This window comes from Aeromonas cavernicola, from assembly GCF_002795305.1.
Taxonomy (GTDB): Bacteria; Pseudomonadota; Gammaproteobacteria; order Enterobacterales; family Aeromonadaceae; genus Aeromonas; species Aeromonas cavernicola.
The window spans coordinates 12,801-31,933 of the sequence record NZ_PGGC01000022.1; the positions used below are offsets into that span (position 1 = coordinate 12,801).

16 protein-coding genes, 1 other RNA gene and 1 pseudogene are annotated in these 19,133 nt (G+C 56.3%); 2 read left to right on the top strand and 16 right to left on the bottom strand.

Going from position 1 to position 19,133, the window contains the following annotated elements:
• Nucleotides 1-74 precede the first annotated feature (74 nt).
• Nucleotides 75-1,580, bottom strand: coding sequence for an aldehyde dehydrogenase family protein (locus CUC53_RS03010; protein WP_100292788.1), 1,506 nt, complete (start codon nt 1,578-1,580; stop codon nt 75-77).
• A gap of 142 nt (nt 1,581-1,722) precedes the next feature.
• Nucleotides 1,723-2,598, bottom strand: a complete 876-nt coding sequence (locus CUC53_RS03015) for an ABC transporter substrate-binding protein (protein ID WP_100292789.1) — start codon at nt 2,596-2,598, stop codon at nt 1,723-1,725.
• A gap of 416 nt (nt 2,599-3,014) precedes the next feature.
• Here CUC53_RS03015 and CUC53_RS03020 point away from each other — a divergent pair, with 416 nt between their 5' ends.
• Both CUC53_RS03020 and CUC53_RS03025 read left to right on the top strand, forming a co-directional pair.
• Nucleotides 3,015-4,127, top strand: coding sequence for an ABC transporter substrate-binding protein (locus CUC53_RS03020; protein WP_157798179.1), 1,113 nt, complete (start codon nt 3,015-3,017; stop codon nt 4,125-4,127).
• A gap of 10 nt (nt 4,128-4,137) precedes the next feature.
• Complete coding sequence (locus CUC53_RS03025; RefSeq protein ID WP_100292791.1) at nt 4,138-5,223, top strand: ABC transporter substrate-binding protein; 1,086 nt, start codon at nt 4,138-4,140, stop codon at nt 5,221-5,223.
• 131 nt (nt 5,224-5,354) lie between these two features.
• On the opposite strand, the gene CUC53_RS03030 is transcribed toward CUC53_RS03025, so the two are convergent.
• From CUC53_RS03030 to CUC53_RS03090, 14 genes and pseudogenes are all read right to left on the bottom strand, one after another.
• The gene (locus CUC53_RS03030; protein WP_100292792.1) at nt 5,355-8,561 is read right to left on the bottom strand and encodes a type I restriction endonuclease subunit R; all 3,207 of its coding nucleotides are present in this window, start codon (nt 8,559-8,561) and stop codon (nt 5,355-5,357) included.
• The gene (hepT, locus tag CUC53_RS18775) at nt 8,558-8,992 is read right to left on the bottom strand and encodes a type VII toxin-antitoxin system HepT family RNase toxin (RefSeq protein ID WP_157798180.1); all 435 of its coding nucleotides are present in this window, start codon (nt 8,990-8,992) and stop codon (nt 8,558-8,560) included. Before hepT ends, CUC53_RS03030 begins: the two co-directional genes overlap by 4 nt.
• Nucleotides 8,982-9,380, bottom strand: coding sequence for a type VII toxin-antitoxin system MntA family adenylyltransferase antitoxin (gene mntA, locus CUC53_RS18780; RefSeq protein WP_157798181.1), 399 nt, complete (start codon nt 9,378-9,380; stop codon nt 8,982-8,984). Before mntA ends, hepT begins: the two co-directional genes overlap by 11 nt.
• 107 nt (nt 9,381-9,487) lie before the next feature.
• Nucleotides 9,488-9,772, bottom strand: a complete 285-nt coding sequence (locus CUC53_RS03040) for a hypothetical protein (RefSeq protein ID WP_100292793.1) — start codon at nt 9,770-9,772, stop codon at nt 9,488-9,490.
• A complete protein-coding gene (locus tag CUC53_RS03045; RefSeq protein WP_100292794.1) occupies nt 9,769-11,175 on the bottom strand; it encodes a restriction endonuclease subunit S in 1,407 nt (468 codons plus the stop codon). The genes CUC53_RS03040 and CUC53_RS03045 overlap by 4 nt, the downstream gene beginning before the upstream one ends.
• Nucleotides 11,172-12,140 carry an Abi family protein gene (locus CUC53_RS03050; RefSeq protein WP_201796704.1) on the bottom strand — a complete coding sequence of 323 codons (969 nt, stop codon included), beginning with the start codon at nt 12,138-12,140 and terminating at the stop codon, nt 11,172-11,174. Before CUC53_RS03050 ends, CUC53_RS03045 begins: the two co-directional genes overlap by 4 nt.
• Before the next feature lie 193 nt (nt 12,141-12,333).
• A complete protein-coding gene (locus tag CUC53_RS03060) occupies nt 12,334-14,325 on the bottom strand; it encodes a type I restriction-modification system subunit M (RefSeq protein WP_100292796.1) in 1,992 nt (663 codons plus the stop codon).
• A gap of 65 nt (nt 14,326-14,390) precedes the next feature.
• Nucleotides 14,391-14,636 carry a hypothetical protein gene (locus tag CUC53_RS18785; RefSeq protein WP_157798182.1) on the bottom strand — a complete coding sequence of 82 codons (246 nt, stop codon included), beginning with the start codon at nt 14,634-14,636 and terminating at the stop codon, nt 14,391-14,393.
• Nucleotides 14,637-14,643: 7 nt separating this feature from the next.
• An RNA gene (gene ffs / locus CUC53_RS03065) (signal recognition particle sRNA small type) lies at nt 14,644-14,740 on the bottom strand.
• A gap of 119 nt (nt 14,741-14,859) precedes the next feature.
• Nucleotides 14,860-15,648 (bottom strand): sulfite exporter TauE/SafE family protein, encoded by a 789-nt coding sequence (locus CUC53_RS03070; protein WP_100292797.1) that lies wholly within the window; start codon nt 15,646-15,648, stop codon nt 14,860-14,862.
• 224 nt (nt 15,649-15,872) lie between these two features.
• The gene (gene tyrR, locus CUC53_RS03075; protein ID WP_100292798.1) at nt 15,873-17,420 is read right to left on the bottom strand and encodes a transcriptional regulator TyrR; all 1,548 of its coding nucleotides are present in this window, start codon (nt 17,418-17,420) and stop codon (nt 15,873-15,875) included.
• Nucleotides 17,421-17,563: 143 nt separating this feature from the next.
• Nucleotides 17,564-17,911 carry a 4a-hydroxytetrahydrobiopterin dehydratase gene (locus tag CUC53_RS03080; RefSeq protein WP_100292799.1) on the bottom strand — a complete coding sequence of 116 codons (348 nt, stop codon included), beginning with the start codon at nt 17,909-17,911 and terminating at the stop codon, nt 17,564-17,566.
• A 47-nt stretch (nt 17,912-17,958) separates the two neighbouring features.
• Nucleotides 17,959-18,753, bottom strand: a complete 795-nt coding sequence (phhA, locus tag CUC53_RS03085) for a phenylalanine 4-monooxygenase (protein ID WP_100292800.1) — start codon at nt 18,751-18,753, stop codon at nt 17,959-17,961.
• A gap of 249 nt (nt 18,754-19,002) precedes the next feature.
• A pseudogene (locus CUC53_RS03090) lies at nt 19,003-19,133 on the bottom strand (TIGR01620 family protein); the annotation flags it as partial.

The following is a 19,133-nucleotide window of genomic DNA, read 5'->3' on the forward strand; positions in this document are numbered from 1 at the left end:
TGACACAGGCACCGGATGGGAAGACCCGCCACGGTGCCTGTGTCAGCCTAATAGACTCACCCTATCAGGGCCGATTATTGATCGCCGTGATAGACCCACACCGACTTTTTCTTGGTGTAGGCACTAAGGGAGTGGATCGCCATCTCTTTACCCCAACCACTTTGGCGAAAGCCACCAAACGGGCTGCTGAGGCTGTAGCAGCCATAGCGATTGATGAACAACATGCCCGCATCAATCTGGTTAGCCATCCGCTGCGCCCGCTTCACATCGGCGGTATAGACCCCCGCCGCCAAGCCATACTCGGTGCCGTTGGCGATGGCAATCGCCTCCTCTTCGGTGTCAAAAGCGATGCAGCAGAGCACAGGGCCGAAGATCTCTTCGGTGGCAATGCGCGCCGTGGGGGAGACCCGCGAGAAGATGGTGGGCCGGATATAGAGGCCAAGCTCATTGCTGCCCGACACATCGCGATAACCGCCCGCGACCAGCTCAGCCTCCTGCTTGCCCAGCTCGATGTAACCCATGATCTTGTCAAACTGCGCTTGGTTGCACTGCGGCCCCTGCTGGCTGGCCGGATCGAACGGAGCGCCACACTTCACTGCCTCGGCCTTGGCAATCAGTTTGTTCACCACCTGATCGTAAATGGCCTCTTGGATCAGAAAGCGGGTCGGCTCGGAGCACTTTTCCCCTTTGTGGGAGAACATCACGGTAAAGGCGCGATCAATGGCTTTGTCCAGATCGGGAGTATCGGCAAAGAAGATGCAGGGGGACTTGCCGCCCAGCTCTAACGTGACCGCCTTCATATTGGACGCGCCACTGCTTTGGATGATCTTTCTGCCCACCCCTGAGCTGCCGGTAAACGATACCTTGTGAATATGCTCACTCACCGTTAACTGCTGCGCGGCGGCGCCATCGGTTACCAGCAAGTTAGCCACCCCAGCAGGTAGCGCAACGTGCTGGGCGATCAACTCGAACAGATAGAGCGCGGTGAACGGGGTGTATTCCGATGGTTTGAGCACCACGGTATTGCCCATCGCCAAGGCGGGCGCAACTTTGAGGGCCGCCTGATAGAGCGGGAAGTTCCAAGGCGCAATCAGGGCGCAGGCCCCCACCGGCTCATTGAGGGTGTAGTTTAAAAAATCTTGCTCAACGGGCGCCGTCTCGCCGTAATACTTGTCCGTCCAACCGGCGTAGTAATCAAAGATATCGGCGCAGGTCGGAATGTCATCGACCAGCGACTCACCGATGAGCTTGCCATTAGCGAGGGTCTCCAACACCGCCAGTTGCACCGTGTTATCACGGATCAGCTGGGCAATCTGGCGCAGCACGCTGGCTCGCTCAGCACGGCTGACCTTGCTCCATACCCCAGCTTGGTGGGCGCGATGGGCCGCGCTGGCCGCCGCTTCCACTTGGGCGGGGGCCGCCAAGGCCATGGTACAAAGCGACTGCTGATTGCTCGGGTCAATCACCTGCCAAGGTGTCTCTTGGCTGCCGCTCACCCACTGACCATCGATGTAATGGCGCTTCTCTTGCTGTAGCCACGTTTGTGCCCATGCTCTTGCTTGTTGAATCTTCCCTTGCATCACCCACTCCTGCCCATTGGCGCTTATTGATGGGGCTACTGTAGGGATTTCACACAATGACAACAAATGACACAAAGTCATGCAGGCATGAGCGGTGCTCACGACCCTATGCCAAACCCAGCCAAAGAAGAGGCTTCCCTGCTCATCGGCTGCCTAATACCAAGCGGGGAGCGTCATCAACTTGCAGGGGAATATCCTGCAGCGGGGTGCCCTGCAGATTACGGTGGATGATGGTTGCGGCCATTTTGCCCTGTACTTGGTAGCTGCTGACCGTGCTCACGGTGCAACCATATTCGACAAACCGCTCTGCGCTACAGATGGTGGGAATGCCCGCATCGTTGAGCGTTTTGAGCAACTGAGGCGCGATCGAGAGTAGGTAACTGTCTGAGGCCAAAAACACGATGTCATTTTTGGCGACCTCTTGCAGCCGTTTCAGGTCAGCAGCGAGCCTTGCTGGCACAGGGAGCATTCGCCACGTGGCAACCTGCCATTCAAAACGCTCCGCTTCATGTTTGAGCATCTCGGTGATAAAGCGGGTGTTCTGCTCTCGGGGATTGAAGGGCACCAGCAGTCGCTTACCGGCAGGCAAGTATTGGCGAGCATTGGCGAGTTGCAGCGCCATGGGCACCATCTGACTGGTACCGGTCATCATCTGATGTTGTGGCTCGTTCGCCGCCAAAAAACCAGACTCAAAGGGATTAAATACCATATTAAAAATGATCGGCTTGCGGCCCGCCACCAGCATCTTGGTCATCGCCGTGGCGGTGGTGCCAAAGGTGTAGATGTAATCAAATTCCGCCAGTTTTGGCAGCATTTGCCGCCGTAGCATGGTGGCTAAGGCCGCCCGATCTTGCTCACCGTTAAAGATGGTAATGTTCGGTTGATAGCCAAGCTGGATCAGCTCAGCCCGAAAAGCCGCTTCAGCTGGGGTTTCGCCGCGCCACAGCACCATCGCGATGTTAAGCGCGTGGGCAGGCGGTGTAAGGCACAACCACAATACGATAGACAGTCTGATCATTGTCTTTATCTCTTAGCTGATCTGCAGACTAGGTTATCACGTTGCAAAGACATCAAACGAGTACCCATATTGCGCTATCATGTTGCGCTATGTTGATACAACACTCCTCGCTGCTATCCGCGCTTACCCTCCCTCTTTGCTAGCAACGAGCCGCCCCATCTTAGGGGGCTGATTGGGGCAACCCCACTGGTTGTTTATTTTTGGCTTGCATGCTATTAATCCATTTTCGTGTTTTCAAACAAAGCATTAACATTAAATAAACAATTAATTTACTACCGAACCTCGCTTATTGAGACACGGTTCAACTACTCGCCTTACTCCCCCAAATCCGTCACACGATGGTACAACAGAGTCAGGCATTATGTTACAGCTATCACATAGTGGAATATTTTTTCCAAAAACATAAAGGAGCAGCAATGATGAATAACGCTATCACCGTCCATCACTCGGCGAACAAACCAAGGTTACGTACCCTGCTCACCGCCGTTGGCGCTGGGCTATTGAGCCTGTCACTGACACTGCCTGCCAGCGTACAAGCCGCCACATCCAGCGCAACCGACAAGCCCTATAAAGCCCTGTTAAACGTGATTGCCGGTCCAACCTCGTTCTTCTTGTTGGCCGATGAAAAGGGGTATTACCGCCAACAGGGTATCGCGCTGGAATTTACCCCCAGCGAAGGGGCTTCCGTCGTGATTCCGATGGTCAAGCCTCATGGCTTCGATATCGGCTACGGCGACATGAGTACCCTGATCGAGCAGATTGCCCGCAGTGAAGAGGGCAAAGGCCCCATCGCGGTGTTCACCACCTTTAACGAGGTGCCCTTTACCATTGCCGTCAAAGCCGATGGCCCCATTACCTCGGTCAAACAGCTAGAGGGTAAGCGGATCTGGGGTCACGAAGCGGATTCTGCCATGCGCACCTTTGATCTCTACGCCCAAGCGGCGGGTATTGATGCCGACCAAACTCGGGTCTTTACCACCGATGATCCGATGGGCTCACAAGCCGCTCGCATCGTGGCCGGCGATCAGAAAATTGATGCCATGTTTGGCTTTGTGAACACCATCATCGCCACCTCGACCCCCTATGGGGTGAAGCGTGAGCAGCTGCGCTTTTTTAACTACATGGATCTGCTGCCAGACATGTACGGCAACACCTTGTTCGTGACCCGAGACATGTATCAACAAGCACCCGATGCCGTGCGTGCCTTGGTGCAAGCGACCAATCAGGGGCTACGCGATACCGTCGCCGACCCCAACGCGGCAGTCGATGTCTTGGTCAAACGCTATCCAGAGAGCGACCACACCATTAACCGCACCCGGCTGGTCGGCACCCTCAAGATGGAGATGAGCCACCCAGAAGGGGCCAAGCTCGGCATTGGCGCCGTGGATGAAGCGCGGTTACAGCGGCTGATCAACGCCATCGTCAAGGCCAAAAACCTGCCCAGAACACCAACGGCAAAAGAGGTGTTCGATCCGCAATTCTTACCCCCCGTCGCGCAGCGCGTGACCAATTTAGCCAACTCTCGATAAGGAGCGATTGATGTCTAGTTCATTCGGCTATACCCCCACCCGCCGCCGCTTTTTGTTCGACATTGCCGCAGTCTCTGCACTGCTCACCGTCCCAGGGTTAGGTCTCAGTGCCCAAGGGCGCCCTTACCGCATGTTGCTCAACACCACCTACTCGGGGCCACAATCGTGGTTTTTCAATGCCGAAGATCGCGGCTTGTTTAAACAGGCAGGATTAGAGATTGCCTTTACCGAAGGGGAAGGCGCCTACACTGCCGCCCGCCGCTTTACCGAGCTGCAACAGTTCGACATTGCCTATGGCGACATTAACTCACTGATTGAAACCGTCGCACGCACACCGGATAAGGCCCCACGGGCCGTGTTTGCCATGTTTAATCGCTCCCCCTCTGCGGTGGCGGTGGGGGCAAACAGCACCATCAAAACCCCCAAAGATCTCGAAGGCGCCACCCTCTATGGCCACGGCTCCGATGTTGCCCTGCAAACCTTCCCCGTCTTCTGCCAACAAAACGGGGTTGATGCTAGCAAGGTCAACATAGTGCCACTGCCCGAATACGGCGGCTTCTTGGAGGGGATCAAAGCGATGCTGGGCAAAGAGGGGAAACATGGCTTTTTCGGCTACGTCAGTACCATGTCCGCCGCCTTGGCAGAAGAGCGGCTGGTGCCAGACGAATGGCTGAGATTCTTCACGTACGCCGACTACACCCCCGATTTATACGGCAGTGCCCTGATGGTCTCGCAGCGGCTGATCGACCAAGAGCCGGACAAGGTCCGCGCCCTCGTGCGGGCCATCAATATGGGGGTGCAAGCGGTGCAACAAGATCCGACCAAGGCGGTCTCTGCCTTGCTCAAACGCAACGCCGATGCCGACCTGTTTGCCGATGAACTACGCCTGCGCCGCACCTTAGAGATTGAGATGAGCCATCCCGAAGGGGCCAAGCTCGGTATCGGCGCCATTGACACCGCCCGTTTCGAACGCGGGATCAGCCAGCTGGTCAGTGCCAAATCACTGCCGCGCACGCCGAAGGTCAGTGAAATCTTTACCGACCAGTTCTTACCGCCGATCAGCGAGCGGGTCGTGGCATTGGCCAAGCCAGCGTAACCCCAGCCACAGCCCGTTAGCACTCTAACAACAAGGGGCGCGGTCATCACCCCCGCGCCCCTTGCTGCATCCCGAGCCCCCATCGCCGCTGATGGCGATCAACAGGGACGGGCTGGGCATAGTGCTGCTGATCACCCGCTTCGTAACCCGCTGAGCACAATGTCGAGGATTACATTTCGGATGCGTTTGGCAATTTCCGGGTTAGCAAGATACTCCAGCGACAGGCCATGCTGAATATCCATCCGCTCGATCACGGCCGCATCAACCGCCTTGGGATAGTCACCCAGCATGATGGCGTCGCGGGGGTTATTTCGCACCTGATCCATCAAGGGCTGGTTTTCCGTGATCTTGCTGGCCATCCCTTGGAACCAATCTAGCTTATCGCCATCGGTCACCTCGGTGCCGAACAGATCGTTCAACTGCGCCAAGATGTGAGAGAGGAAGTCTTTCTTCTCCTCTTTGGCCTTGGCGCTGCCGAGCGCCGAAATTCCTTGTAGGCCATAACCGGCAGCTTCCTCTTTGAGCTTGAGATCCTGAGTGCGCTTGGCCTTGAGGTGGTAATGGCTCAGCAATACTTGGGAGAGATCAATCTCATCCTCCTCCAACACCTCTTGGCGCAGCATCGGCAGCAGGTGGCGGGCGAACACGCAGAGCCGCTCCAATGATTCGTCATCAAAGGCGGTGATCTGGGAGACAAACTCATAGAACCGCACATAGCTGTTGAGATCTTTCTTGAAGAGATCCAGCTCGCCCCGGGCTTCGGTCGCTTCGTTGACCCGCCGTTCGGCATTTACCTTGTCAGTCGCAGACCCGCCTTCCCGCTCGATGCGTTTGAGCATCTGGCGACACTCCCGCACCGCCTCACTGGCCAGCTTGTAACGCTTGGTGAACCGCTCGACCGCTGGTTTGATAAACCCTGGCAAGGCCTGCGCCCCGCGCTTGGGATCAAAATAGGCATCGCTAAACGCCGCCACCTCACCCCAGGTAAAGATGCCCGTCGCTTTGAGCTTGTGGAACAGGTCATAGACCAGATTGGGATCAGAGACGGTCTCAAGGGTGGCTGTCTCAAAATATTGTTGGAACTCCGCCAGCACATCCTGCGGATCATTGACGAAATCGAGCACAAAGGTGCTCTCCTTGCCGGGATAGGTGCGGTTGAGGCGAGAAAGGGTCTGGATGCAATCCACTCCTGTCAGCTTCTTGTCCACATACATGGCGCACAGCTTGGGCTGATCGAAACCGGTCTGAAACTTGTTGGCCACCAGCATCACCTGATAGTCCTGGGTATCGAACGCCTTACGCATGTCCCGCCCATTAAGCTCGGGGTTCATGTTCCGCTCGTTATAACTCTGCCCTTCCTCTTCGATGTCGCCAGAGAACGCCACCATGGCACGAATAGCCCCATACCCTTGCTCTGTTACACGTCTGTCCCGAATATAAGCGTCGAACGCCAGCTTGTAGCGCACCGCCTCCAGCCGACTCGACGTCACCACCATCGCCTTGGCCTGTCCCCCCAGCAGAGTGGCCACGTTGGTGCGAAAATGCTCAACGATGATCGCCACTTTCTGGCCGATATTGTGTGGGTGTAGCCGCACCCACTTGGACAGTCGGATGCGCGCCTTCTTGGCGTCCACCTCCTGCTCTTCGCTGCCCGTGCTGGCCTCTTCGGCCTGCATGGCGAGTTTGTAGGCAAGCTTGTAATTGGTGTAGTTCTTCAGCACGTCGAGGATAAACCCCTCCTCGATCGCCTGCCGCATGGAGTAAACATGAAATGGCTTGGGTTTGTTATCTGGGCCAAGCGGCATCGCCGGGTTCGCTGGGCGGCCAAACAGCTCCAGGGTTTTACCCTTCGGAGTGGCGGTAAACGCAAAATAACTGATGTTCTGGCTGCCACCGCGCGCGGCCAGCGTCATATTCATCACATCTTCGCCACTGAGCTCCTCTTCCCCGTCCAGCTGATCGGCCATCAAGACTTCACGCAACTGGCGCGCCGTGCTGCCGGTCTGGCTTGAGTGCGCCTCATCGGCCACCACCGCAAAGCGAGAGCCTTTCAGCGTGGTTGATTCCTGAATGGCCTTGAGTACGTGGGGGAAGGTTTGAATGGTGACGATGATAATGGGCGTGCCACTGGCCAGTGCCTCGGTCAGTTGTGCCGACTTGCTGCCATCCCCCTCTTCCCGATTGATCCGGCTCACCACCCCATCGGCATGGTCGAACTGGGCGATGGTCTCCTGCAACTGGCTATCGAGCACCGTTCTATCGGTGATCACGATCACCGAATTGAACAGCTTCTCCCCTTTATCCAGATAGAGCGAGGCCAGCTGATGGGTCAGCCAGGCAATGGAGTTGGATTTACCAGACCCCGCCGAATGCTGGATCAAGTACTTCTGACCCGCCCCCTCCTGCCCCACCGTGGCCAACAAATTCTGAACCACTTTCCACTGGTGATAGCGGGGGAAGATCAGCGTCTCTTTCTTCTTTTGCCGCCCCAGCGCATCCTCATCCACCTTGACCTCAAGGTGCAGATAGCGGCTCAAGATCCGCAAGAAATTATCCGGTTGCAGGATCTCTTGCCACAGATAACCGGTAGCAATGCCCTCCTCACCATTCACTGGCAAGGGCTGATCATTGCCCGCCCCACCCTCACGGGTGCCCTGGTTAAATGGCAGGAAGAAAGTCGAGTCACCCGCCAGTTTGGTGGTCATCGCCACCTCGAACTGATTCACTGCAAAGTGCACCAGCGCCCCACGGCGAAACGTGAGCAGGGGCTCATCGCGGCCATGGGTTTTTGGTAAGCGATCTTGCCGATACTGCTTTTTGGCATTCTCCAGCGACTGCTTGAAACAAGATTTGAGCTCCAGTGTTGCCACCGGAATGCCGTTCAAAAAGAGGGTCAGATCGATGCGGCCGTCATAGCCGTGGGGGCTATAGACCAACTCGGGCACCACCCGCAGCCGGTTGGCTTGATAGCGAGCCAGCAGCTCGGGATTCAAATCATGATCCGGCTTGAAGCTGGCCACCTTGAGCCGATGACCTCGGTCTTCAATCTGATTACGTAGCAGCCACAGGGTGCCCCCCTCACTGCGGCTAAGCTGGCGCACCGCCCCCTCCAGCAGGTGGCGTTCCGGCTGCTCGCCATAGGTCTTGCAGAACTTCTGCCACCCCTCCGGCTGGCTCTGTTGCACAAAGGCGACCAAATCTTCTGGGTAGAGGGCGCGCGCTTTGTCGTAGTGGGCCGACTCCCCCACCAGCCAACCTGAGGCGGCCAACTGCTCGATGATATGATCCTGAAAGGCTTTTTCCCGTGCCTTATTTTCCAAACTAAGATCTAGGCTCATGGCTGGTCTCCTTGCAAAGAAAGCCACTCCAGCCCCTGTGCGGCAAAGATAAACAGCTGATCGCTATAGCCCTGTGCGATCACGCTACGGATGATCTCAGGATCGATATTGAGGTAATCGTGCACCAAGGCATTACGCAGCCCGATGATCTTGCGCCAGCCGCGTAACCCCTCAGCAGGCTGGGCCCCTCGCTGGGCCAAGATCTCGAATGCCTGATAGGCATCCTGCGGACTGTGACCTGCCAGTGCCTTGGCCCAATGTTTGGCAACCCCGATACAGGCTTCGATGGACACTTGCAGGGTGCGTTCGGCGGCCCGATATTCCAGATTGGAGAGGGCTCGCTCGGCGAGCAGGGTTCGGATTTCCAGCAGTTCGGCCTGATAGCGACCAAGACTCAGGCGAAGGGCGGTAATATAGGCGTTATCGGCCATGAGAGTTCCTTGGATAGTTAAGCTCCATCTGCGACATGATACGGGCTTCTTCACGCAAACGGCGACCCTGATCACGGCAAAACAGCACCCGATTGGCATCGACAATGGCAAAGGCAAGCGGAATGGGAGCCTGATTGATATCGACCACCGACAACTGCCCCTCGGCCAGCCCCAAAGCCCGTTGCCAAGCGAGGGCCAGCAACTCGGGCCGCAGGCGGCTATCTAGCACATCCGCCAGTTTCACCGGATCAAACGCCACCGCCAGATCCCAGTCGCTATGGGGCCCCGCGTTCCCCTTGGCTCGGGAGCCGTAGAGCCACAGCACCCTCACCTCGGGGTGAGCGGCGGCAAGGGCGGCTAATGGCGCGGTGAGGGTGGGCAGGGTCATGCTGTTCACTCCTGTGCGAAAAAATGGCAAGGGTCGAGGATGGGATCACTCGATGACGCGATCGTCCGATTACGCTTCGCTAATCGAACCTACCGACTACGGGTTTATCACATGAGCGCAGCCTTCTTTTTCATAAACGACTCATACAGCGGATGCTCCCGCAGATACGCGTTAAACCGGTCGGGATCAAACTCCCCGCACAGGCCAATCAGCCGGACATCGACAATCTTGTCGATACAATAGCCTGAGGTCACCTGCAGCTTGCCGAGCCGATTGTAACCAAACACCGTATAGACCACATCGTCATCATCAAACGGGACATGGCAGATCGAGCAGACATCGGTGCCCTTTTTATTCAAGCGGGCCAGATCTTTTTCATATGTGGTTTTCATGCGGCTTCCCCGGCAACGGGCGGTGTCCAGCCCCGCAGATCAATCTTGCCGGTGACGGCGGAGGAAATAAGAGCGGTGCGGCGTTCTTGGAGCAATTCTATTTTCTTAATTGTTTGACTCTCTATTCGAGAAAACTTTGCTAGTTTTTCATTCAAATAACGCATTATTTCTACTCGTTCTATTTTAGGAGGTAGAAAAAGGGGGGTTTCTTTTACATTACTTGAGGATATCGAAGCCAAATTTGTACTTTGCTTTGATACGGAATAAAAATAATGCTTTGCATAGCTTGAACTGGTTAACCAGCTAAGCCATTCCGACTCGATTTTATTAACACGTATTGCGAACACATGGTTTTGATGTATACAGGGGTTAATCTGCCCAGCCCATACCGCCCCTCTGCCCAACTTATCATTATCGCCTCCCTCATTCATTAGCACATCACCAACTTTCAGTGAATATCGAAAAAGCTCGTGTGTTTCAATTTCAATTTCATGAACATTATTAAGATTCAAATATCCATCTTGAACATTTGCAACTCTTAACATCGGTACGGTAATTGTTTCTTTACCCGCTAAATCCTTTCCTTTGGGAATACCGGATTGAATGGAAGCAGTGTGCTTTAACCTTCTTACAATCCAATGTTCCGGCACTTGCCCAAGCCACTCGATGCCGGAGTCTTTCATGGGGGTGTTGGGGTTGAGGCCCTTGGTGACGGCGTGGGAGATCACCGCTTGGCGCTTCTCTTTAAGCAGTTCGATCAGCCGCTGCTGCTGGGCAATCAGCCGGTCTATCCGAGCTGTTTCGTAGTCGAGGAAAGCGGCTATCCGTTGTCTTTCGTCTTGTGATGGTAACCAAATATCAGCCCCTCGAAGAATTGCTTGGGTGATACTGAAAACTTTGACACCTTTTACGGCATGGCGAATAGCCGTGCGAAACTCTTTTGAGTCAAAAAGGTACGCAAAAAAACGATGACTACTCTTATCAATTGGACGAACAATAATGGTGTGATAGCCCGCAAACGTTACAACATTGCTTGTTAATTGAGTGAAATTACCAGACCCATCGATATCTTCAGATGTATCAGCAAAAACAAAATCCCCAATATTAATTACTGAGCTGAATGACGTTTTTAAATATTCTTCTTCAACACACTTCAAATAATTTTTTGTTGGGTCAACTTCAAAACCGTATTTTGAATGTACTTCACCATAGTTAACGCAAGGAATACCTTCATCACGAAGATTTTCTTTGGTAATAGTCAGCCCCTTACCAAAGGTGAACATATAACGCATTTTGCTAGTTAGCCAATGGCTCGGTATATTCCCCAACCACTCCACTCCCGAATCCTTATATGCCGGATAGGGCTTATATTTACCCGCTAATATATTGTCGGCAGCGTTCATTGCGGTGCTCCTTGTGGTAATACCTGTTGCCAAAAGGGATCTTGCTGCCAGCTCACTGGCATCCCCATATGGGCAAGGGAGATATGGGGATATTTGGCCAGCAAGGCGGCAAGGCGCTGTGACCATTGACTGTCGGGGCTCACCCGCAGTAACAGGCTTTCGATGATCACCACTAAAAAATAGAGGCGTTTGCGGCTATTAAGGCTCTGCCCCGCATTCAGCGCCAAGCGCTCTGGTACCTCGGCTAACCGCTCGCTGCCCTTTTTCGGCCACAGCGGGGCGGTGCCCAGTTCACGATTCCACACCCGGCTATGGTGCGCGCACCAGTTACGCAAATCTGACAGCGAGCGAAACCACGAGGTCAGTACGGTATGGGGCCAGCCAAAGTGCTCGCAAATCGCTTTTTGCACCCCAGGTGAGCGTAAATGAGCAAAAAAGCTGGAGATTTGAGCAAAAGTGAGCAGCTCCATCGCCATCCAGATGGGCGGCTCTGGCGGCGCAGCGGGATAACGCTGGCGATAGTGCACCATAAAATGCTCCATTTTATGGCCTGCGGCTTTTTTACTAAGCTCGGCGCGCAACCAGTCGTGGTTGTAGCGGCTAGCAAACAAGGCGGAGTCAAGGTAACAGAACGGATCTTGGTAGTGGGTTGCTAGCACCTCGGTCACACGGGCGCGCAGCGCCACCTCTAGGCGCTCAATGGCATCAAGTAGCAGCAACCGCAGCTCGCGATCAAACAGATAGAGATCAAGCACCTGCTCAAAACGGGTGCCGCCAATAAACTGATGCTCGACTTGGCCCGGTAGGTAAAACGGCCGAGTGTAGGCACTGAGACGAAAGTAACTGATATTGGCCAAATAGTGGCGAGCGCTTGCCCTATCAGGTATCAGAAGACCACGCTCGGCCAGCAAGGCTAACTGATCATCTAGCAGCAAAGGGGGTTTAAGGTAGCTGTTCACTGACATCCCCAGCTCATCGTGACAGGGGGAATGTCAGGCATAAAAAACCCGCCAGAGTGTGCATCGTGGAGAGGCATGGCGGGTGTGTTGCCCGCAATATTAGGTATCGTGCGCGCGATAGTCAATCTGTTTGCATCATGTCGCGTGCTGTTGCGTCCACTCTTATCAGGCATCCCAGCGGGGCGGTCATACATCGCCTTCATGAATGCACCTCCGCCAGCAGTTGCATGATCTCCTTAGCTACCGCATCGAGATCGGCATCAATCGCCGTCAGTTCGCGGGGCGGCTGGTACTGGTAGAAGTGGCGGTTAAAGGGGATCTCATAACCGACAATGCCAATCTGGCCATCCAGCGGATCGGTTTTGCTGGTGTCGATCCAGGCATCCGGCACATGGGGTAGCACCTCCCGCTTGAGATACTCATAGATATCTTCCCCCAGCGGCACATTCTCGTTATCTCGCAGATCCGGATTGGCTTCCGGCTCGCCCTTCTCTTTACCGGCATGCGCTTTACACACTTCGGCGGCATCGTCTTGTTCAGCCAGATGGCTCACCAGCAGCTTAAAGGCTGGCGCTGGCAGCTTGACCTCCCCCAGCAGCTTGGTCAGCTGCTTTTTGAATTTGTCGCGGGAGAGTAACTTGGCCTCAGAGAACTGGCCCAAGGTCGTCAGGATGGCGGATTGCAAAGTGCCATCGAGCTTGCTCCATCCCTTATCGGCAGTGAGGCTGGCAAGCCGCTCGGCATCCTGCGGATAGAACGCCAGTTTCAGCGGCCGCTCGATAGTCAGGCGGCGATAGCCAAAGGCGGTGGTGGGGAAGATCTTGGCAATCGGGCTCTCTTGGTAGCGGCTATAAAGACTGACGATCTCGCTTAATGCCTCGTCGCTCAGCTGCTTGCGCTTGGAGCCCAGCGATTTACGCATCGGGCTGTGCATATCACTGGCGTTGATCAGCAGCACCTTGCCCTTACGCTCGGCCGGTTTGTGGTTGGAGAGTACCCAGATATAGGTGGCAATGCCGGTGTTGTAGAACATATCGGTGGGCAGGGCCACCAGCGCATCCAACAGATCGTGCTCAAGGATATAACGGCGGATCTCGCTCTCACCACTGCCCGCCCCCCCGGTAAAGAGCGGCGAGCCGTTGAGGATAATCCCGATCTTGGAGCCCACACACTCGGCGCTGGGTTGCTGCATCTTGGCGATCAGGTGCAGCAAAAACAGCAAGGAGCCGTCAGATACTCGGGGTAAGCCCGGGCCAAAGCGACCGTTAAAGCCCTGCTTGGCCGCTTCATCCCGCACCTGTTTTTCGACCTTTTTCCAGTCCACCCCGAATGGCGGGTTAGAGAGGCAGTAATCGAAGCGATTAACCGGCAACTGGTCATCGGAGAGGGTATTGCCCAGCTTGATGTTGCTGATCTCCTGCCCCTTGATCAGCATGTCAGCTTTACAGATGGCATAGGACTCGGGGTTGAGCTCCTGACCGAAGGTGGCCAACCGTGCGGCGGGGTTGAGCTCGTGCAGATACTCCATCCCGCACGAGAGAAAACCACCGGTGCCCGCTGTGGGATCATAGATAGAACGCACAATGCCCGGCTTACCGAGCGCTGCATCATCACCAGCAAACACCAAGGAGGTGGTGAGCCGCACGATATCGCGGGGGGTAAAGTGTTCCCCGGCGGTTTCGTTGGAGCTTTCCGCAAAGCGGCGGATCAGCTCTTCAAACACCAGACCCATGTGGTAGTTGTCGACCGCTTCCGGGGAGAGATCCACATTGGCAAAGGCGCGCACCACCTTGTAGAGCAGATCGCTATCTTCCAACAGGTTGATGCTGGCATCGAAGTTGAAGTGCTCGAAGATCTCCCTGGCATCCTTGGAGAAGGCCCGCACGTAGGCATCCAGGTTATCACCCACATGGGTTTCACCCAGCTTGGCAAGTGTCAACGGCGAGCTGTTGTAGAAGGCGTGGCCGCAGGCATTGAGCAGCAGCTTCTCTTTGGCCAACTCCGGCATGGTTTTGGTGGTCTCCACCATCGCCAGCACCTGGGCCTTGCTAGGAGCCAGCACACACTCAAGACGACGCAGCACGGTAAAGGGCAGGATGATGCGGCCATACTGGGACTGTTTGAAATCACCGCGCAGCAGGTCGGCAACCGACCAGATCAGGCTAGCTAGGGAAGAGATATTGGTGGTCATTGGGATTCTCAATGCAGGGGCGCTGCCAAGCAGACCCACGTCAGCTAAAAACGGGCGGCAGTGTATCACAACACCACCCCAGAAAAGGTGATCCTGCGCTCCTCTTGCATCCCGAGGCAGCCATGCGCGGGCGGCTGGCCAGTGAGCTCAAGCGAGGCAAAACCTGAGCGGGGCCAAAAGCGAGCAGCAGCAACAGGCGTCACAGCCATGGAGCAGCGCCAAGAGGAGAACAGGACAAAGGCGTAACAGCGAGAGAAGTAACAAAGAGGGGAGTAACAGAGTAGGAAAGGCAGAGAGAGCAGCAGAAACAAGTGGTGGCCCTATCAGCCACATCCCGGCACTCGAGTCCCCCACCTTGGCTGCTACCTTCCGGTCCTGACCAGGTCGACAGGTTATCAATGCGAGAGGACCAATAGGACCACCGGCGGGGAGAATAGGCAAACTGGCCGCTCAATGCAACGGCTTTCTGCCATCCCCCACGCTGTTTGCCTTATTTTTCAACAATCTGCCCTCTTGCCCTGCCGCAATCGGCCATCAGCTAAACAACATGAACTTGGTGCCCACCAGCAGCATCAGCAGGGCGAATGCCTGTTTAAGCCGTTTGGGATCAAGGCGATGTGCCCATTTAGCGCCAACGCGGGCAAACAAGGTGCTGGTGAGCACAATGCCCACTAAGGCAGGCAGATAGACATAGCCGATGCTCCATTGGGGCAAACTGGGGTGGCCCCAGCCTGCATAGAGGTAGCTGAGGCTGCCAGCCACGGCGATGGGAATACTGCAAGCAGCCGAGGCCGCCACGGCGTTACGCATCGGTACGGAGTTCCAGCACAGATAAGGCACGGTGAGCGAGCCGCCGCCAATCCCAAACAGGGCGGACATCCAGCCAATCACGGTTCCTGCCACGCCCGTGCCAAGTGGCCCCGGCAGGTGCCGCTCCGCCTTGGGTTTGAGGTTTAGCCCCATCTGCACCGCCATGACCCACGCAAAGCAGCCGATGATGATATTCAGGCTGCTGACGCTGAGCAGGTTGGCCGTCACACCACCGAGCCACGCCCCGAGCAACATGCCAACGCCAAGACGGCGGATCACCGGCCAGTCGACCGCGCCTGCCTCCCGATGAGCCTTGAGGGAACTGAGCCCAGTAAAGATGATGGTGGGCAATGATGTGCCCAGCGCTAAATGGGTGATCAGCGCCGGATCGACCCCTTGGGCGTGAAAACTCAGCACCAACACCGGCACAATGATCAAGCCGCCACCGATCCCAAATAGCCCCGCCAGCAAACCAGCCAGCGCCCCTAATAGCAGATAACCAATAAATAACATCACGACTCCTTGCCAGCGTGGGCGGTGATAAGCAAAGCGGGCTGATTTACCTCTAACAAGGGTAAGCGCGGCCCCCTCTACCGGATGTTGGGTAAGCGCCTTAGCGCGCAGGCGCTAGGCGGTATAGAGAGTGGCAGCACGGCCAACCACCACCGGCGCTGTGGCGATCATCAGCGGGCGCGGCGCACGGTCGCCAGCTGGCTGGCTGGCGACCAGCACGAAGCTTATTTCTTACTGATCCCATATTCGCGCAGCTTGTTGGCGATGGCGGTGTGAGACACCCCAAGCCGTTTGGCCAGCTGGCGAGTGGAGGGAAAAGCCGGATAGAGCCGCGCCAGTAACTGGCACTCAAAGCGCTTCACCGCGCCATCCAGATCGCCCTCAAACCACTCGTCGAGCAACGACACGGTGTCCGTGACCACCGGCAACTCGATCTGCTCGGGCCCAAGTTCGTCCCCTTCGAGCAGAGTCATGGCGCGGTAGAGGCAGTTGCGCAGCTGGCGCACGTTCCCCGGCCAGCGGTAGCTGGTCAGGTAGTCGGCCATGTTGCGGGTAAAACGGGGCCGAGGCCGCTGCAATTCGCTGGCAAAGCGCGAGACAAACTGCTGAGCCAGCACCATGATGTCCGCTTTGCGCTCGCGCAGGGCGGGCAGGCTCAGACTGAGGACATTGAGCCGGTAGTAGAGATCCTCACGAAAGGTCCCTTGGTTGACCAAATCGAGCAGCTGTTTTTGGGTGGTGCAGATAAAGCGCACATTGACCTTCACCTCCTGCTCGTCACCGACTCGGCGAAACACCCCATCTTGCAGCACCCGCAAAAACTTGGTTTGCAGATGGGGCGACATGTCGCCAATTTCATCGAGCATCAGGGTGCCACCGCTTGCCAGCTCCAACACCCCGCGTTTGCCCTCAGTGTTGTTGCCAAAGGCGCCGGGGGCGTAACCAAACAGCTCGCTTTCGGCCACGTTATCGGGCATCGCCGCGCAATTAAGGGCCATAAAGGGGTGGCTAGAGCGCAAGCTGGCCCCATGGCAGGCGCGGGCCAGCAGCTCTTTGCCGGTGCCGGTTTCGCCCATGATCAGCAAAGGGGCATCTTGCATCGCCAGCTTACGGGCATGAGCCAACACCTCTTGCATCTTGAGGCTTTCGGCTTGCAGATGTTCAAAGCCCCCCACCTCGACCGCGTGGAGCGCACTGAAGTGCATCCCGACTCGGCGGGCCGACTTGAGCACCACCACCGCCCCCGCTAAGGCCTGCTTGCCACGGGCCTCGGCCACAAACAGCGGCATCAGATCCGCCAGATACTCTTCACCATTGAAACTGAGCTTGCAGGTCTGGGGCCTTATCTCGCTGGCCTCAAGCCAGCGACTAAACGAAAACCCCTTCACCAACGAGCCAAGGGCCACCCCGCGCACCTCCGCCACCGGCAAGCCTAAGGTGGTGAGGGCCGACTGGTTAGCCTGGGTTACCTTGCCTTTGGCATCGAGGGAGAAGACCAGATCCGGCAGCGCTTTGAGCAGTGCTTCAATCTCGTGGTGCTCCCGCTCGGAGGGCATGTAGGGGATCGTTTTGACGTCATAGACGCCGGGAATGCGGCGGATCTCCGGCATCAGGTGCTGAAAATCACTGAACTCCAGCTCGGGAAAGTTGAGGTAAATGATGCCTGAGGTATCGATTTCGATGCCGCGCAGATCGATGTTGTGCTCCACCAAGCGGTCGAGCAGTTCCCGGGTCAGGCCCAGGCGGTCTTCACAGCTGACTTCAAGACGCATTCGGGACAAGCTTCCTAGCTAACTCTATGAATGAGCGGATAATACAGACTCGATCCCACCAGTGCGAGCATCCGCCCATAAAAATGCGGGTCTGCCCCGCTTTCGCTGGGCAGACCCGCACTCGTGACGGTGCGCTGATTAACTTAGCGAGGAGCGCCCAGTAGCTGGTCGGTGCGCGCCGCCATGATCAAGTCGTTACGGTGTAGGCCCCCGATTTTGTGGGTCCACCAGCTGACCGTCACCTTGCCCCACTCGGTCAATATGGCCGGATGGTGGCCCTCTTGCTCTGCCAGTTCACCAAGGCGCAAGGTGAACGCCAGCGCCTCTTTGAAGTTGCGAAACCCAAATTCCCGTTGTAGTTGCAACACTCCCGCCACCACCACAGGTTGCCAATCGGGGATAAGCGGCATCAATTCGCGCAGCGTTTGTTCGCTCACATGGGGGGCATCGGCGCGGCACGCCTCGCACTGCTGGTTGGCCAGTTCGGACATTGCTCTCTCCTTAATATGACGGGTAACAAGATGGGCCACTCGCCCCCTCAACTGGCCTGCTGATCCGGCGCCGGGGCAAAACGTGGCGGGTGCAGACCAAGCCGCTGCGCTTGCGCAAGAGCCGCCATGATCTGCGCCTCGCTCAGCTGATAGAGACTGGTGAAATTGGGCAGCACAAAATAGATGGGCTGCATGATGTCAATCCGATAAGGGGTACGCAGTACCTCAAGTAAATCAAACGGTTGTAATTGCGGCGCCCCAGAAAGGGCATACGCTGTCTCACCGATGGAAGAGAGAATGCCGCCGCCGTAGATCTTAAGGCCATCGGCTGTGTTGATCAGACCAAACTCCACCGTGAACCAATACAAGCGCGCGAGCAACACCCGCTCTTCTTTGCTGGCCCGTAGCCCCAGCTGACCATACAGGTGAGTAAAATGGGCAAACTCGGGGTTGGTCAGCATGGCGCAGTGACCGAAAACTTCGTGAAAAATATCAGGCTCTTGCAAATAATCGAGTTGATCTCGGCGCCGAATAAAGGTCGCCACGGGGAACTGGCGATTAGCTAATAGCGCAAAAAAGCGGTCAAAGGAGATAAGGGCTGGCACGGCAGCCACCGACCAGCCCGTGCACCCTTGCAGTACCCTGTTGATCTCTGCCAGCTGGGGAATGTGATCAGTGGGTAGTGCCAACCGCGCCAAACCTGCTTGATACTCATCGCACCCCTTACCCGAGAGCGCCGCCTGCTGGCGCGTTATCAAGCGTTGCCAAGTGCCATGCTCCTCTGGCTGGTAGTGAATGACGCCCTGTGCGTTTGGTTGATGAGCGGTATCGTGTGCTGCCATAACGACTCCCTCCTCTGCCCTGCGGTGGCCCACCAGCCCCCTAAACCGTACTTGCCAAGGTGGCAACATGGGGTGGTGGGCTTGATGAGATGGCTGGCTCGCCCCGTGAATAAGGACGTGAACCCTGATGTTCATTGCTACGATCACTGTAATGGCTGCGGCCATAAAAAAGCAGCCGACCCTAGGTCGACTGCTCAGCATAGATGTAAATAAATGGTGACACGCCCCGCACCGGCAGCGCTTATCGGGTCATCCGTTACCCTGACTCAGATACCCAGCCAATTGGCCAATCAGCCGTTTGCGCAGGTCACCGAGTTTGGGTTTTTCGTCGGCGCACCACGGCAGCGGGCGACATGCCTCGATGGTTCGCAGCCCCAAAC

What these genes read in the sequence shown, in the direction of transcription:
- CUC53_RS03060 (WP_100292796.1), bottom strand. Translation starts at nt 14,325, where the DNA reads ATGACCACCAATATCTCTTCCCTAGCTAGCCTGATCTGGTCGGTTGCC.
- CUC53_RS03070 (WP_100292797.1), bottom strand. Translation starts at nt 15,648, where the DNA reads ATGTTATTTATTGGTTATCTGCTATTAGGGGCGCTGGCTGGTTTGCTG.
- CUC53_RS03030 (WP_100292792.1), bottom strand. Translation starts at nt 8,561, where the DNA reads ATGAGCCTAGATCTTAGTTTGGAAAATAAGGCACGGGAAAAAGCCTTT.
- phhA (WP_100292800.1), bottom strand. Translation starts at nt 18,753, where the DNA reads ATGGCAGCACACGATACCGCTCATCAACCAAACGCACAGGGCGTCATT.
- hepT (WP_157798180.1), bottom strand. Translation starts at nt 8,992, where the DNA reads ATGGCCGATAACGCCTATATTACCGCCCTTCGCCTGAGTCTTGGTCGC.
- CUC53_RS03025 (WP_100292791.1), top strand. Translation starts at nt 4,138, where the DNA reads ATGTCTAGTTCATTCGGCTATACCCCCACCCGCCGCCGCTTTTTGTTC.
- CUC53_RS03040 (WP_100292793.1), bottom strand. Translation starts at nt 9,772, where the DNA reads ATGAAAACCACATATGAAAAAGATCTGGCCCGCTTGAATAAAAAGGGC.
- mntA (WP_157798181.1), bottom strand. Translation starts at nt 9,380, where the DNA reads ATGACCCTGCCCACCCTCACCGCGCCATTAGCCGCCCTTGCCGCCGCT.
- CUC53_RS03020 (WP_157798179.1), top strand. Translation starts at nt 3,015, where the DNA reads ATGATGAATAACGCTATCACCGTCCATCACTCGGCGAACAAACCAAGG.
- CUC53_RS03080 (WP_100292799.1), bottom strand. Translation starts at nt 17,911, where the DNA reads ATGTCCGAACTGGCCAACCAGCAGTGCGAGGCGTGCCGCGCCGATGCC.
- CUC53_RS03015 (WP_100292789.1), bottom strand. Translation starts at nt 2,598, where the DNA reads ATGATCAGACTGTCTATCGTATTGTGGTTGTGCCTTACACCGCCTGCC.
- CUC53_RS03050 (WP_201796704.1), bottom strand. Translation starts at nt 12,140, where the DNA reads ATGTCAGTGAACAGCTACCTTAAACCCCCTTTGCTGCTAGATGATCAG.
- tyrR (WP_100292798.1), bottom strand. Translation starts at nt 17,420, where the DNA reads ATGCGTCTTGAAGTCAGCTGTGAAGACCGCCTGGGCCTGACCCGGGAA.
- CUC53_RS03045 (WP_100292794.1), bottom strand. Translation starts at nt 11,175, where the DNA reads ATGAACGCTGCCGACAATATATTAGCGGGTAAATATAAGCCCTATCCG.
- CUC53_RS03010 (WP_100292788.1), bottom strand. Translation starts at nt 1,580, where the DNA reads ATGCAAGGGAAGATTCAACAAGCAAGAGCATGGGCACAAACGTGGCTA.